This window comes from Azonexus hydrophilus (assembly GCF_038368255.1).
Lineage (GTDB): Bacteria > Pseudomonadota > Gammaproteobacteria > Burkholderiales > Rhodocyclaceae > Azonexus > Azonexus hydrophilus.
The window spans coordinates 1,061,535-1,075,650 of record NZ_CP151406.1; the positions used below are offsets into that span (position 1 = coordinate 1,061,535).

The following is a 14,116-nucleotide window of genomic DNA, read 5'->3' on the forward strand; positions in this document are numbered from 1 at the left end:
GGAAAGCTTAGTTGCCGGTCGGGTCGAGGAAGCTGCGCAGTTTGTCGGAGCGGCTCGGGTGGCGCAGCTTGCGCAGGGCCTTGGCTTCGATCTGGCGGATGCGTTCGCGGGTGACGTCGAATTGCTTGCCGACTTCTTCCAGCGTGTGGTCGGTATTCATTTCGATCCCGAAACGCATGCGCAGGACCTTGGCTTCGCGGGTCGTCAGGCTGTCGAGAATGTCCTTGGTGACGCCGCGCAGGCTGGAGAACATCGCCGCGTCGGCCGGGGCCAGCGTGGTGTGGTCTTCGATGAAGTCGCCCAGGTGCGAGTCGTCGTCGTCGCCGATCGGCGTTTCCATGGAGATCGGCTCCTTGGAAATCTTCATGATCTTGCGGATCTTGTCTTCCGGCATGTCCATCTTCTTGGCCAGCGTTGCCGGATCGGGTTCAGAGCCCGTCTCCTGGAGTATCTGGCGGCTGATCCGGTTCATCTTGTTGATCGTTTCGATCATGTGCACCGGGATGCGGATGGTCCGCGCCTGGTCGGCGATGGAACGGGTGATAGCCTGACGGATCCACCAGGTGGCGTAGGTCGAGAACTTGTAGCCGCGGCGGTATTCGAACTTGTCCACCGCCTTCATCAGGCCGATGTTGCCTTCCTGGATCAGGTCGAGGAACTGCAGGCCGCGGTTGGTGTACTTCTTGGCAATCGAGATCACCAGACGCAGGTTGGCCTCGGTCATTTCGCGCTTGGCGCGGCGTGCCTTGGCTTCGCCGGTGGACATCTGCTTGTTGATGTCCTTCAGTTCCTTCAGCGGAATGCCGATGCGGTCCTGGAGGGCGAGCAGCTTGCGCTGTTCTTCCTGGATGTCCGGGGCGCTGCGGGTCAGGATGGCAACGTAGGTCTTCGGGGCGGCGGCGATTTCGGCCTCGACCCAGTCGAGGTTGATTTCGTTGCCCGGGAAGGACTGGATGAAGTGCGGGCGCGGCATGCGTACGCGGTCGACGCAGATGTTCTGGATCTTGCGCTCGCAGCCGCGAACTTCCTCGACCATGCCGCGCACGCTGTCGCACAGGCGCTCGATGCAGCGCGAGGTGAAGCGGATGTTCATCAGCTCGTCGGACAGCTGCTGTTGCAGCTTGAGGTAGGCCTTGTCCTGCGAGCCCTTGCTGCCAAGGGTCTTCTGCATCTTGGCGTGGATCGCGCGAATGGACTTGAAGCGTTCCAGGCCTTCGGTCTTCAATTGCAGCAGCGAGGCTGCAGCGGCGCCGCCGCCTTCTTCGCCGCCCTCTTCGTCGTCGTCGCTGTCGTCGTCGGTCTCGATGGCGCTGGCTTCCGCCGCCGGTTCTTCCTCGACGGCGTTCGGATCGATCAGGCCGTCGATCAGTTCGTCGATGCGCATTTCGTCGGTTTCGACCTTGGCGGCCATGTCGAGGATGTCGGCAATCGTCGTCGGGCAGGCCGAGATGGCCTGGATCATGTGCTTCAGGCCTTCCTCGATGCGCTTGGCGATCTCGATTTCGCCTTCGCGGGTGAGCAGTTCGACCGAGCCCATTTCGCGCATGTACATGCGCACCGGGTCGGTGGTCCGGCCGAATTCGGAATCGACGGTGGACAGCGCCTGTTCGGCCTGGGCTTCGACTTCCTCATCGTCGGCGGCGCCGGCAGCGGTGTCGGACATCAGCAGGTCTTCGGCAGCCGGGGCTTCGTCGAAGACCTGGATGCTCATTTCGCTGAAGGTCGAGATGATCGCCTCGATCGACTCGGCATCGACGACGTCGTCGGGCAGGTGGTCGTTGATTTCGGCGTAAGTCAGGTAACCGCGTTCCTTGCCCAGCTTGATCAGCGCCTTGAGGCGCATCTTGCGCGCTTCAGCGTCGAGCGGTTGCGGGGTTTCTGCCATCGCGCCTTCGAGCAGCGCCTTTTCGGCAGCCTTATCCTTGGCCTTGCTGGTGCGAGCCTTGGGAGCTTCCTTAGCGGTGTCTTTTGCCTTAGCCATGAACACGATCCATGTAATTGGAGAAAACCGTAAATTTTACCACAACTTAGCTGCGATTTCCCCGGGTGCTTAGAAACTGGATGTAGGCCTGCTTTTCGGCGGCGGACAGACCGGCGACGCCGAATTGCTGGGCTTTGACCTGTAGTTCGGCGAACTGGCGCATCTGTCCGCCTTCCTGGAGTTTTTCCACGGTGGCGCGGAATTCCGCCTCGGCCTCTTCTTCGTCAAACGGCAGGCCGAGAAGTTCCGACGCCGCGGCCTCGATGATCTGCTCTTCCGGCAGGCCGCGCAGTTGTTCGCGCAGTGCGGCGTAGCCCTGGCTGCCGTTGCCGGCGCGGACCAGTTCTTGCAGGCGCAGCAGCGCCGGGCGTTCGGGGGTGTCGGGGAGGAGTTCGCCTGGAAGTTGTGCGGCCAGCAGCGGCTTGTGCAGGACGATGCGCAGCAGGTTGCGGGTCAGCGACGGCGCGCTGCGCTTGGCTTTCGGCGGTGCGGCCGGCGCGTAGGACTTGAGTTCGCACAGGCGCTCGACTTCCTGCTGGGCGAAGCCGCTGGCCTCGGCCAGGCGCTTGACCAGTTGCAGGCGGAGCAGCGGCGTCGGTAGCTTGAGCAGCAGCGGCTTGGCTTCGTAGATCAGCTTGGCCTTGCCTTCCGAGCTGGTCAGGTCGCAGCGCTGCGCCAGTTCACGCAACAAGAAATCCGACAGCGGCATGGCTTGCGTCACCTGGCGGTCGAATTCGGCCTTGCCGTGTTCGCGGATGAAGCTGTCGGGGTCGTGCTCGGCGGGCAGGAAGACGAAACCGATCTGCTTGTTGTCGGCCAGTGCTTCCAGCGCGTTTTCCAGCGCCCGCCAGGCGGCCTTGCGGCCGGCGTTGTCGCCGTCGAAGCAGAAGACGATGCGGTCGACCTGGCGCAGCAGCTTTTGCACATGGGTCGGCGTCGTCGCCGTGCCGAGGGTGGCGACGGCGTTGCCGACGCCGTTCTGGGCCAGTGCGATGACGTCCATGTAGCCTTCGGTGACGATGGCTGTGTTGGTTTCACGCATGGCCTGGCGCGCCTGCGGCAGGCCGAACAGTTCGCGGCCTTTTTCGAACAGCGGGGTTTCCGGCGAATTCAGGTACTTCGGTTCGCCCTGGTCGATGATGCGCCCGCCGAAGGCGATGATGTCGCCCTTGGGATTGACGATGGGAATCATCAGCCGGTCGCGGAAGCGGTCGTAGCGGCGGCCGGAGTCGTTGTCGATGACCAGGCCGGCGAGCTTGAGCTCATCGCTGTCGTAGTCGGGGAAAATGCTCTTCAGACCATTCCAGCCGTCGGGCGCGTAACCCATGCCGTAGCGGGCGGCGATCTCGCCGCTGAGTCCGCGTTTCTTGCAATAGGCGATGGCCTTGTCGGAGCGGCGCAACTGCTCCTTGTACCAGGCGGCGGCGCGACTCATGATTTCGACCAGATTGCGTGTCTGGCCGTGCTTTTCTGGTGAAAAATCGCCGCTGTCCGGGACCGTCATGCCGACCCGCGAAGCCAGCTCCTTGACCGCGTCGACAAAGCCGATGCCCTGGTATTCCATGACGAAGCCGATTGCCGTGCCGTGCGCGCCGCAGCCGAAGCAGTGGTAGAACTGCTTGGTCGGGCTGACCGTGAACGACGGCGATTTCTCGTTGTGGAATGGGCAGCAGGCAGCGTAATTGGCGCCGGCTTTCTTCAGTGGGACGTAGCTGTCGACCAGGTCGACGATGTCGACCCGGGCCAGCAGATCCTGAATGAAGCTCTCCGGGATCATGGTGCGTTCAACCGGTCAGGGCGGCCTTGACCAGTTTCGAAACCTCGGCCATGTCAGCCTTGCCGGCCAGGCGCGGCTTGAGCACGGCCATCAGCTTGCCCATGTCGGCCGGTCCGCTGGCGCCGGTTTCGGCGACTGCTGCGGCGACTGCTGCGGCGGTTTCCTCGGTGCTCATCTTTTCCGGCAGGTAGGCGGCGAGGATGGCGATTTCGGCCTGCTCGGCGTCGGCCAGGTCCTGGCGGGCGGCGGCCTGGTACTGGGCGACGCTGTCCTTGCGCTGCTTGACCAGCTTTTCGATGACAGCGGCGACGGCGGCATCGTCAAGTTCGACGCGCTCATCGACTTCCTTTTGCTTGATCGCGGCGAGCAGCAGGCGGATGGTCGCCAGGCGGGTTGCTTCCTTGGCCTTCATGGCCGTTTTCATGTCTTCGGTGATGCGTGCTTTCAGGCTCATGGCTTACCTGGGTGAAGTGCGGCGGTAAAAAAAGACAAAGCCGCCAGCTTTTGAGGGCGGGCGGCTTTTAATTTGCTGCAAAGGCGTACTCGATCAGTACATCTTCGGCGGCAGGGTCAGGCTGCGGAGGCGCTTGTTCTGGCGTTTGACGGCAGCAGCAGCCTTGCGCTTGCGCTCGGCGGTGGGCTTTTCGTAAAACTCACGGGCGCGCAGCTCGGTCAGGAGGCCAGTCTTTTCGACAGTGCGCTTGAAGCGGCGAATGGCCACCTCGAACGGCTCGTTTTCCTTGACACGAATGTTCGGCATATAAATCACCCCCTTCCGTTAGGCGCCTGCCAGGTCAAGTAAACGGCAGTGCGCGCAAAAATGTTTCCGCATTTCGCGGACAGCCAAGCATTCTATGCGAGATCGGCTTGCTCGATCAAGTGCTAAAATGCGCGCCCATGTTGATCCTCGGTGTTGAATCTTCCTGCGACGAAACCGGTATCGCGCTTTACGACAGTGAAGCCGGCCTGCTCGCGCATGCCCTGCACTCGCAGGTGGCGATGCACGCCGAGTACGGTGGCGTCGTTCCCGAACTGGCGTCGCGCGACCACATCCGGCGTGTCGTTCCGCTGCTGCGGGCAGCGCTGGCGCAGGCCGGTCGCAGTCTGGCCGAGATCGATGCCGTCGCCTATACGCGCGGGCCCGGCCTGTCCGGCGCGCTGCTGGTCGGCTGCGCCTTTGCCGAGGCGCTGGCCTTGGCGCTCGACAAGCCGACCATACCCGTGCACCACCTCGAAGGGCATCTGCTGTCGCCGCTGCTGTCGGCGGATCCGCCGGTTTTCCCGTTCATCGCTCTGCTGGTGTCCGGCGGTCATACGCAATTGATGAAGGTGACCGGCGTCGGTGAGTACGAACTGCTTGGCGAGACGCTTGACGACGCCGCCGGCGAAGCCTTCGACAAGAGCGCCAAACTGCTCGGCCTGCCTTATCCGGGCGGTGCCTTGCTGTCGCAACTGGCCGAGCGCGGCGATCCGGAAAAATACAGTCTGCCGCGGCCGATGCTGCATTCCGCCGACCTCAACTTCAGCTTTTCCGGTTTGAAGACGGCGGTGCTGACGCTGGTGCGCGAGCAGGATGAGCCACTGACCGACGAATTCAAGGCTGACGCGGCGCGGGCTTTCCAGGAAGCCATCGTCGAGGTGCTGGTGAAAAAATCGCTGAAGGCGTTGAAACAGACCGGCCTCAAGCGCCTGGTCGTGGCCGGCGGCGTCGGTGCCAACCGGCAACTGCGGGCCATGCTCGACGATGAGGCGAAGCGCAAGCGCTTCCGCGTGCATTACCCGGAACTGGCCTTCTGTACCGACAACGGCGCCATGATCGCGCTGGCTGGTTGCCTCAGATTGCAGGCCGGTTCCACGGCCAAGCCGGCCGGCAGTTTCAGCGTGCAGCCGCGCTGGCCGTTGATGCAGATGACGGAAATGTCGAGCTGATTCCTGCGTTTCGGGCATTTCCGACACGCCGGCTTCTTGCCGCAACAGTCCTTTTTACCCATGGCGGCCGGAGGCTCAGAAGTTTTCCGGCAGGCTGGCGAAGACGTCGAGGTAGTTTTCCCAGGGTGTTTCGTCGCCGATCAGGGATTGAATGAGGCGGCTGAGCATGATGGTCTCTCCTGTGTGTTGCTGACCTGCTCACTTTAGGCAAGCTCAGCGCTGGCGACCAATCGATTTTCTGCATCCGGCCGATGCCTTGCCGCTATCCCATCTTCTTGCTGCCGATCTTGCTTTCCTGGCCGGCCATCAGGCGTTGCAGGTTCTGCCAGTGCTTGATGATCAGGGCCATGGCGATGATGCCGACGACGGCAAACTGACCGTTGGTGCCGTGCATCAGCGCCGAGTACAGCGGTGCGGTGCCGGCGGCGATGAGGGCGGCGAGCGAGGAATAGCGCGACACATAGGCGACCAGCAGCCAGGTGCCGAGGACCATCAGGCCGAGGATGGGATCGAGCGCGAGCAGCGCGCCGGCAGCGGTGGCAACGCCCTTGCCGCCCTTGAACTTGAGGAAGATCGGGAACAGGTGGCCGAAGAACACGGCCAGTGCGACGAAGCCGACGGTCATGCCGGAGAGTTCGGCCTGCTGTGCGAGGAAGACGGCCAGCCAGCCTTTGAGGGCGTCGCCGATCAAAGTGAACAGGGCGGCTTTCTTGTTGCCGCTGCGCAGCACGTTGGTCGCGCCGGGGTTGCCCGAACCGTAGGTGCGCGGGTCGGCGAGGCCGAAGAGCTTGGCCGAAATCATCGCGAAGGGCACGGAGCCAAGCAGGTAGGCAGCAAGGATGGCGAGCAGGATTTCCATGGGTTTTGGCGGTCTCGGAGGTACAATCGCGGCGAATTTTACACCCCGGATCACGGTCGACCGTCACATGGACATCATTTTCATCGAGGAACTGCGCGCCGAAACGTGGATAGGCATCTATCCGCGCGAAAAGGCCGTGCCGCAGACGGTCGAAATCACGCTGCACATCGGCGTGTCCACGGCGTCGGCCGGGGCCAGCGACGACATCCGCGATACCGTGGACTACGCGGTCGTCGTCGAGCGCCTGCGCAAGGACCTCGCCGCCAGCCATTTCAACCTGCTGGAAAAGCTGACCGAGCACATCGCCACCTGGCTGCTGGAGAACTTCGCTGCGCAGTGGGTCCGTGTCTCGGTCGCCAAACTTGGCATGATGCCTGGCGTCAAACGCGTCGGCGTGGTCATCGAGCGCTCGATTTAAAGCCCGACCGCCAGCGTCGTCATCACCGCGAAACCGGCGAGCAGGCCGGCGGTGCCGGCGGCCTCACGCCCCGGGCGGTGCGAGGCCGGGATCAGTTCGTGGCTGACCACCCAGAGCATGGCGCCGGCCGCTGCAGCGAGCGCCAAAGGCAAGGCGGCGCCGGCTGCCGTGCTGGCAATCACCCCGAACAAACCGCCGACCGGTTCGACCAGTCCGGTGGCCAAGGCCATCAAGGCGGCGCGCAGCGGGCCGGCACCGAGGGCGATCATGGCGCTGGCGACGATCCAGCCTTCGGGTACGTTCTGGATGGCGATGCCGAGCGTCATTCCGTGATCGACGCCGGAAGCCGCAGCAACACCCACCGCCAAACCTTCCGGGACGTTGTGCAGGGCGATGGCGGCGACCACCAGGCCGACCTGCGGCAGCGCCCGGCGGCTGTCGACCGATTCGACGTGGCTGTGTTCGGTCCGCTGGTCCATCCAGTGCATCATCGCCGCGCCGCCGAGCAGGGCCAGCGCGGTGGCGATGCCGAGGCCGAGCGGGGCGCTGCTGGTGGCGACCGTCTGCACGGCCGGGACGAGCAATGAGAACAGGCTGGCGGCGAGCATCATGCCGCCGGCGAGGCCGAGCATCGGCGCCATCAGGCGTTCGGTCGGGCGGCGCATGAAGAGTACGGGGATGGCGCCAAGACCCGTGGCCAGGCCGGCGAACAGACTGGCCTGGAGGCCGGTGAGGGCCATCGGGTGGGCGGCAAACCATTGTCCGGCCTGGTCAATGCCGAAGGCCAGGGCGACGACGGCCATGGCGATACCGGTCCACAAATGCTTGCGGGCGGCGGGGCGGGCGTAGTGGCGGGCAACGATCTGGGTCATGGCTTTCTCCTCGTGATGGAGGAACTTTATGCCGTAACCGTCGATTGATCTAATCGATTGATTAAATTCTAGTGATAGCTTGTTTTAATTTGGTAGAGCGGCGTCGACCGGTTTCGCCTTGAGCACGCTGCTCAGGATGGCCGGGTCGATACCGACCAGAAAGCCGCGCTTACCGCCGTTGATATAGATCAGCGGCAATTCGAGGATGCTGCGCTCGACGAAAACCGGCATCGCCTTCTTCGTGCCGAACGGACTGGTGCCGCCGACCAGGAAACCGGTGTGGCGATTGGCGACTTCCGGTTTGCACGGCTCGACCTTCTTGCACGGAATCTGCCGCGCCAGTTCCTTGGTCGATACCTTGCAATCGCCGTGCATCAGCACGATCAGCGGCTTGGCGTTCTCGTCTTCGAAGACCAGTGTCTTGACCACGGCATGTTCGTCGACGCCGAGTTCGCGCGCCGAGACGCGGGTGCCGCCGTGTTCTTCATAGGCGTAGAGATGCGGGGTGAAACTGACCTTGTTCGCTTTCAGGAACTTGGTCGCCGGGGTTTCGGGGGCGTGTTCTGGCTTGCTCATGGAGGCATTTTAACCGCGCGGATGATGCATCGCATGCAGCGACTTCAGCCGTTCGCGGGCAACGTGGGTGTAGATCTGCGTGGTTGAGATGTCGGCGTGGCCGAGCAGTAGCTGGACGACGCGCAGGTCGGCGCCGTGGTTGAGCAGATGCGTGGCGAAGGCGTGGCGCAGCACGTGCGGCGACAGCTTGGCCGGGTCGATGCCGGCCACCAGCGCGTAGCGCTTGACCAGGTGCCAGAAGGCATGACGGGTCATGGCGCCGCCGCGGGCAGTGACAAACAGGGCGTCGCTGATCTGGTCGTGCAGGATGGCGGCGCGCGCTGTCTTCAGGTAGTCGGCAATCCAGTCGATGGCCTGCTCGCCCAGCGGCACCAGCCGCTCCTTGCTGCCCTTGCCGAAGGCGCGCAGGACGCCGTCGATCAGGCTGACTTCGTGCAGCTTCAGGTTCACCAGTTCGGAAACGCGCAGTCCGGTGGCGTACAGGGTTTCGAGCATGGCCCGGTCGCGCCGGCCGAGCGGTGTGTCGAGATCGGGGGCGGCGAGCAGGTTGGCGACCTGCTGTTCCGACATGACCTTGGGCAGGCGCGACGGCAGGCTGGGGTTGGAGAGTTTCAGCGTCGGATCGCTGACGATGCGACCGCGCCCGACCTGCCAGCGGAAGAAGCGGCGCAATGTGGACAGATAGCGCGCCTGCGAGCTGGCGCGCGTGCTACGCGACAGGTGGGCGACGAAGGCGGTCAGCGTCGTTTCGCGCAGGTCGAGCAGCGGCTCATGAGCGTGTTCGGCGAGCCAGCCGGCCAGCCGGCCGAGGTCGGAACGGTAGCTGTCGAGCGTTGCCTTGGCCAGGCCGTCTTCCAGCCAGAGTGCGTCGCAGAACTGGTCGATCTCGGCGAGGTCAGTGGGTCTTGATGGCAAGTTCGGCGTTTTCATGCTGCAGCAGCCAGCGCTTGACCTCAAGCAGGAAGCCGCCGCGTTCGCGGGCGAAACCGCCCAGCCCGCCGTGGCTGGCGACCACCCGGTGGCAGGGAACGACCACCGGGTAGGGATTGGCGCCGCAGGCCTGGCCGATAGCACGCGGCGCGTTGTGCAGGGCTTTGGCCAGTTGGCCGTAGGTTTCGGTCCGGCCGCCGGGAATGGCTGCAATCTGTTCCCAGACGCGGCGCTGGAAGCTTGTCCCGGCGGGTTTGAGCGGCAGGCTGAACGGACTGGCCGGGTCGCGCAGGTAGGCCTGCAACTGGCGGGCGGCTTCGGCAGCGAGCGGGGTGGTCGGTGCCAGGGCGGGACGGGGCTCAAGGAAGTCGATGCCGGTGATTTCATCGGCGTCGCAGCAGATGCCGAGGCAGAAACCCGGGGCGACGACGATGGCCTGGTAGTCCGTCATGGTCGTTCAGAAAGCGGAAATGCCGGTTTGTGCCCGGCCGAGGATCAGCGCATGGATGTCGTGCGTGCCCTCGTAGGTATTGACCACTTCCAGATTGACGACATGGCGGATGACGCTGTATTCGTCGGAAATGCCGTTGCCGCCGAGCATGTCGCGTGCCGTACGGGCGATGTCGAGCGCCTTGCCGCAGGAGTTGCGCTTCATCAGCGAAACGATTTCCGGCGTCGCGCTGCCGTCGTCCATCATCCGGCCCAGGCGCAGCGCGCCCTGGATGCCGAGGGTGATTTCGGTCTGCATGTCGGCGAGTTTCTTCTGCACCAATTGGTTCGCTGCCAGCGGCCGGTCGAACTGCTTCCTGTCCAGCGTGTATTGCCGCGCCGTATGCCAGCAGGCTTCGGCGGCACCCAGCGCGCCCCAGGCGATGCCGTAACGGGCGGCATTCAGGCAGGTGAACGGACCTTTCAGGCCGGCGACGTCGAGGCGGTTTTCCGTCGGGACGAAGACCTCGTCCATGACGATCTCGCCGGTGATCGAGGCGCGCAGGCCGACCTTGCCGTGGATCGCCGGCGCACTCAGGCCGGGCATGCCTTTGTCGAGGATGAAGCCGCGAATGACATTTTCGTCGTCCTTGGCCCAGACGACGAAAACGTCGGCCAGCGGTGCATTGGTGATCCACATCTTGCTGCCGGACAATTTCCAGCCGCCGGGCACGGCGCGGGCGCGGGTGGCCAGGCTGCCGGGGTCGGAGCCGGAATCCGGCTCGGTCAGCCCGAAGCAGCCGATCAGCTCGCCGCGACCGAGGCCGGGCAGGTATTTCTGTTTCTGCGCCTCGCTGCCGAAGGCGAAGATCGGCAGCATGACCAGCGAGGACTGCACGCTGAGCATCGAGCGGTAGCCGGAATCGACGTATTCCACCTCGCGGGCAATCAGCCCGTAGGAAACGTAATTCAGCCCGGCGCCGCCGTACTGTGGCGGCAGCGTGGCGCCGAGCAACCCCATTTCGCCCATCTCGCGGAAGATCGCCGGGTCGGTGTGCTCGTTGCGAAAGGCGTCGCGTACCCGAGGTGCCAGCGCCTTCTGCGCGAAGGTCCGCGCCGCGTTGCGCACCTGGCGTTCGTCCGCCGCCAACTGTGAATCCAGTAGCAGCGGGTCTTCCCAGTTGAAGCTGGGCTTAGCCACGGACGTGCCCGTCGCCGAGGACGATCCATTTCTGGCTGGTCAGGCCTTCCAGACCCACCGGGCCACGGGCGTGGATCTTGTCGGTCGAGATGCCGATTTCGGCGCCCAGGCCGTATTCGAAGCCGTCGGCGAAGCGCGTCGAGGCATTGATCATGACCGAGGCCGAATCGACTTCGCGCAGGAAGCGCATGGCCTTCGGGTGGTTGTCGGTGACGATGCTTTCGGTGTGCTTGGACGAATACTGGTTGATGTGGGCGATGGCCTCATCAATGTCGGCCACGACCTTGACCGAGATGATCGGCGCCAGGAATTCGGTGTAGTAGTCCTCTTCCGTGGCCGCGACGGCGTTCGGGACGATGGCGCAGGTCTCCGCACAGCCACGGATCTCGACGCCCTTGGCGGTCAGCATGTGGGCGATCGGCGGCAGCAGCATGGTGGCCACCGCGCGGTCGACGAGCAGCGATTCGGCGGTGTTGCAGGTGCCGTAGCGCTGGGTCTTGGCGTTCTCGACGATCTTCAGCGCCTTGTTCGGGTCGGCTTCCTCTTCGAGGTAGACGTGGCAGTTGCCGTCCAGGTGCTGGATCATCGGCACCCGGGATTCGGCCAGGAGCCGCGCGATCAGGCCCTTGCCGCCGCGCGGCACGATGACGTCGACGAACTCGCGCATGGTGATCAGTTCGCCGACGGCAGCACGGTCGGTGGTGTCGACGACCTGGACGCAGTCGGCCGGTAGGCCGGCGGTGCGCAGGCCTTCCTGGACCAGGGCGGCGATGGCGCGGTTGCAGCGGATCGCTTCCGAGCCGCCGCGCAGTATGGCGGCGTTGCCGGATTTCAGGCACAGGGCGGCGGCGTCGGCGGTGACGTTCGGGCGGGCTTCATAGATGATGCCGATGACACCGAGCGGCACGCGCATCTTGCCGACCTGGATGCCGGACGGGCGGAACTTGAATTCGCCCATTTCGCCGATCGGATCGGGCAGTTTGGCGACTTGTTCGACGCCTTCGGCCATGTTGTCCACGCCCTTGTCGGTCAGCGTCAGGCGGTCGAGCATGGCCGGCTCCAGACCGGCGGCGCGGGCGGCGGCGACATCCTCGGCGTTGGCGGCGAGCAGCGCCGCTTTTTCACGGCGGATGGCGTCGGCAATCGCCTGCAGGGCGGCGTTCTTTTCGGCGGTCGTGGCCGTGGCTAGGCGGCGCGACGCGGCGCGGGCCTGGCGGCCGATCGTCTGCATGTAGTCCTTGATGTCCATGGTGTTCTTTGTTTTGGGCAAAAGAACATTATAGCCAGACAAATTACAGGGAACTTCCGGAAGCAGGTAAACTCTTATCCGCAACGACAACAGGGCTTTCCGTCGAGGACAAGATGGCCGAAAAACTGATATTGCCGACCGAGGTCAAGGTCTGCGCAACCTGCAGCTACTGGGATGGCGACCGCCAGGTGGATGCTGAAATGAAACTGGTCGTGGTTTCCGAGGAGTGCCAAGGCGAGTGCCTGGTGCAGGAAACCAGCAAACCCGGGCTGCACGACGTGCGCCGGGAGTGCGACTGCCTGGGAAGATCTCGATCCGGACGAACCGTCCGCGCCGCCGGCCGCTTAAGCCGGCCGCGAACTCCTGCACAGCGAGATGCCCAGTTGCAGGAACTCATCCCACAGATTGCCGCGGCCGATCCCCTTGATCAAGGCATCGATCCGCCCCGCATGCTTGAGTGCCGCTTCCAGTCGGGGCTGGCTGAGACGCTGCAAGGCCCGTTTGACCTGAACCTGACGAGGCCCCCAGACTTTGGCATCCTTCAACAGCAGGTCGAGCGGGCGACCGCTGTCCAGCCCGCCGCGGATCGTTGCCAGGGCACGGATTTCCTCGCACATGGCCCACAGTACCAGCGGCGGCGCTTCGCCTTCCTGCATCAATCCATCGAGCGTGCGGGCCAGGCGGGCAACGTCGCCGACCAGCAGGGCTTCGCGTAACCCCTCGATATCGTAGCGGGCGACATTGAGCACGGCGTCGCGGATCTGCTCGTGCGACAGCTTGCCGGCTGGGTAAAGCAGGGCCAGTTTCTGGATTTCCTGATGGGCGGCGAGCAGATTGCCTTCAACGCGCTCGGCGATGAACTTCAGGCTTTCCGGATCGGCGCTTTGCTGCTGGCGGCGCAGACGGCCGGCGATCCAGCCGGGCAGTTCGGCCAGTGGCGGTGCATTCAGCTTGATGACGACGCCGGCATTGGCCAGCGTGGTGAACCAGGCTGCCTTTTCCTCGCGCCAGTCGAGTTCGGGCAGGGTGATCAGCAGCAGATTGTCGGACGACAGGTTCTGGCACCACTGCTGCAAGGCTGCGCTGCCTTCCTTGCCCGGTTTGCCGCCGGGAATGCGCAGGTCGATCAGCTTGCGGTCGCCGAACAGCGACAGGTTGCCGCCGGCGGCGAGTAATTGTCCCCAGTCGAATTGCGCCAGCACGGTCAGCACTTCGCGTTCGTTGTAACCGGCGCTACGCGCGCGGGCACGGATCGCATCGGCCGCTTCCAGCACCAGCAACGGCTCGTCGCCGTAGAGTACGTAGAGCGGGCGCAGCTCGCGTTCGAGGTGCGTCGCCAGTTGCTCGGCCTTGAGCAGCATCAGTCTTCGGCCGCCGTCGAGGGATCCTTGGGTTTGATCAGGCTCAGGCGGCGCATGATCTGGTTGACCAGGTCATTGTTCATGTCGCGCCAGAGCAGATTTTCCTCGATGTCCTTGGCCAGTACCTGTGAGTCATTGAAGCTGATGTCACGGGTCATGACGATATCGACTGGACTGACGATTTCCCGGCCTTCGGCATTGACCAGGCGGAAACTGTAGTTCAACTGCAGGCGATATTCACGAACGCGGCCCTGAGCATTGACGCTGAGGATGCTCTTTTGCCTGTTGTCGTCCAGCTGAACGAAAACCGCCTCGGCCGCTTTCGGGTCGGTGAGCAGGCGCGTACTGGCGCTGCTGCCCTGAATGTAGCGTTCCAGCCAGATGCGCACCTCGGATGTCTCAGGCAGAGCGATATGCAGGGTCCGGTAGGGTAGTGTGCTGCTGCCGTTCGCTCCGCGCAACTGGAAGCCGCAGCCGGCGACCAGAAGGGCGAGCAGCAGGGCGAACAGGGCGCGGAGCGGGTAGGGCATGCGA

Annotated in this window: 15 protein-coding genes; 2 read left to right on the top strand and 13 right to left on the bottom strand. The window is 64.1% G+C overall.

All coding sequences use genetic code 11. The annotated features are described in order from the left end of the window. Positions 1–7: 7 nt before the first annotated feature. From rpoD to rpsU, 4 genes are all read right to left on the bottom strand, one after another. Positions 8–1,981: an RNA polymerase sigma factor RpoD gene (rpoD, locus tag AADV58_RS05150; RefSeq protein WP_424243833.1), complete on the bottom strand. Its 1,974-nt coding sequence runs from the start codon at positions 1,979–1,981 to the stop codon at positions 8–10. 46 nt (positions 1,982–2,027) lie between these two features. Further along, a complete protein-coding gene (gene dnaG, locus AADV58_RS05155; protein WP_341744234.1) occupies positions 2,028–3,758 on the bottom strand; it encodes a DNA primase in 1,731 nt (576 codons plus the stop codon). A 7-nt stretch (positions 3,759–3,765) separates the two neighbouring features. Further along, positions 3,766–4,212, bottom strand: a complete 447-nt coding sequence (locus AADV58_RS05160; protein ID WP_341744235.1) for a GatB/YqeY domain-containing protein — start codon at positions 4,210–4,212, stop codon at positions 3,766–3,768. A gap of 93 nt (positions 4,213–4,305) precedes the next feature. Then, positions 4,306–4,518, bottom strand: coding sequence for a 30S ribosomal protein S21 (rpsU, locus tag AADV58_RS05165; protein ID WP_028995140.1), 213 nt, complete (start codon positions 4,516–4,518; stop codon positions 4,306–4,308). Between the two features lie 137 nt (positions 4,519–4,655). Here rpsU and tsaD point away from each other — a divergent pair, with 137 nt between their 5' ends. Further along, positions 4,656–5,687 carry a tRNA (adenosine(37)-N6)-threonylcarbamoyltransferase complex transferase subunit TsaD gene (gene tsaD / locus AADV58_RS05170; RefSeq protein WP_341744236.1) on the top strand — a complete coding sequence of 344 codons (1,032 nt, stop codon included), beginning with the start codon at positions 4,656–4,658 and terminating at the stop codon, positions 5,685–5,687. A 262-nt stretch (positions 5,688–5,949) separates the two neighbouring features. Here the strand turns inward: tsaD and plsY are convergent, their stop codons facing one another. Further along, positions 5,950–6,546, bottom strand: a complete 597-nt coding sequence (plsY, locus tag AADV58_RS05175) for a glycerol-3-phosphate 1-O-acyltransferase PlsY (RefSeq protein ID WP_341744237.1) — start codon at positions 6,544–6,546, stop codon at positions 5,950–5,952. A 67-nt stretch (positions 6,547–6,613) separates the two neighbouring features. Here plsY and AADV58_RS05180 point away from each other — a divergent pair, with 67 nt between their 5' ends. Further along, positions 6,614–6,964, top strand: coding sequence for a dihydroneopterin aldolase (locus tag AADV58_RS05180; protein ID WP_341744238.1), 351 nt, complete (start codon positions 6,614–6,616; stop codon positions 6,962–6,964). Here the strand turns inward: AADV58_RS05180 and AADV58_RS05185 are convergent. The 8 genes from AADV58_RS05185 to lptE all read right to left on the bottom strand — a co-directional run bounded on the left by AADV58_RS05185 (position 6,961) and on the right by lptE (position 14,112). After that, positions 6,961–7,836, bottom strand: a complete 876-nt coding sequence (locus tag AADV58_RS05185) for a ZIP family metal transporter (RefSeq protein ID WP_341744239.1) — start codon at positions 7,834–7,836, stop codon at positions 6,961–6,963. The genes AADV58_RS05180 and AADV58_RS05185 overlap by 4 nt on opposite strands. Before the next feature lie 84 nt (positions 7,837–7,920). Further along, positions 7,921–8,412, bottom strand: a complete 492-nt coding sequence (locus AADV58_RS05190; RefSeq protein WP_341744240.1) for an aminoacyl-tRNA deacylase — start codon at positions 8,410–8,412, stop codon at positions 7,921–7,923. 9 nt (positions 8,413–8,421) lie between these two features. Then, positions 8,422–9,342, bottom strand: a complete 921-nt coding sequence (gene xerD / locus AADV58_RS05195) for a site-specific tyrosine recombinase XerD (RefSeq protein WP_341744241.1) — start codon at positions 9,340–9,342, stop codon at positions 8,422–8,424. Continuing rightward, entirely contained in the window at positions 9,308–9,793 is a 486-nt protein-coding gene (locus AADV58_RS05200) for a methylated-DNA--[protein]-cysteine S-methyltransferase (protein ID WP_028995123.1), read from the bottom strand. Before AADV58_RS05200 ends, xerD begins: the two co-directional genes overlap by 35 nt. Before the next feature lie 6 nt (positions 9,794–9,799). Further along, entirely contained in the window at positions 9,800–10,972 is a 1,173-nt protein-coding gene (locus AADV58_RS05205; RefSeq protein ID WP_028995122.1) for an acyl-CoA dehydrogenase, read from the bottom strand. Next, entirely contained in the window at positions 10,965–12,221 is a 1,257-nt protein-coding gene (locus tag AADV58_RS05210) for a glutamate-5-semialdehyde dehydrogenase (protein WP_028995121.1), read from the bottom strand. The genes AADV58_RS05205 and AADV58_RS05210 overlap by 8 nt, the downstream gene beginning before the upstream one ends. Positions 12,222–12,565: 344 nt before the next feature. Next, positions 12,566–13,582 (bottom strand): DNA polymerase III subunit delta, encoded by a 1,017-nt coding sequence (gene holA / locus AADV58_RS05215; protein ID WP_028995119.1) that lies wholly within the window; start codon positions 13,580–13,582, stop codon positions 12,566–12,568. After that, positions 13,582–14,112, bottom strand: a complete 531-nt coding sequence (gene lptE / locus AADV58_RS05220) for an LPS assembly lipoprotein LptE (RefSeq protein WP_028995118.1) — start codon at positions 14,110–14,112, stop codon at positions 13,582–13,584. The genes holA and lptE overlap by 1 nt, the downstream gene beginning before the upstream one ends. Positions 14,113–14,116: the final 4 nt, after the last annotated feature.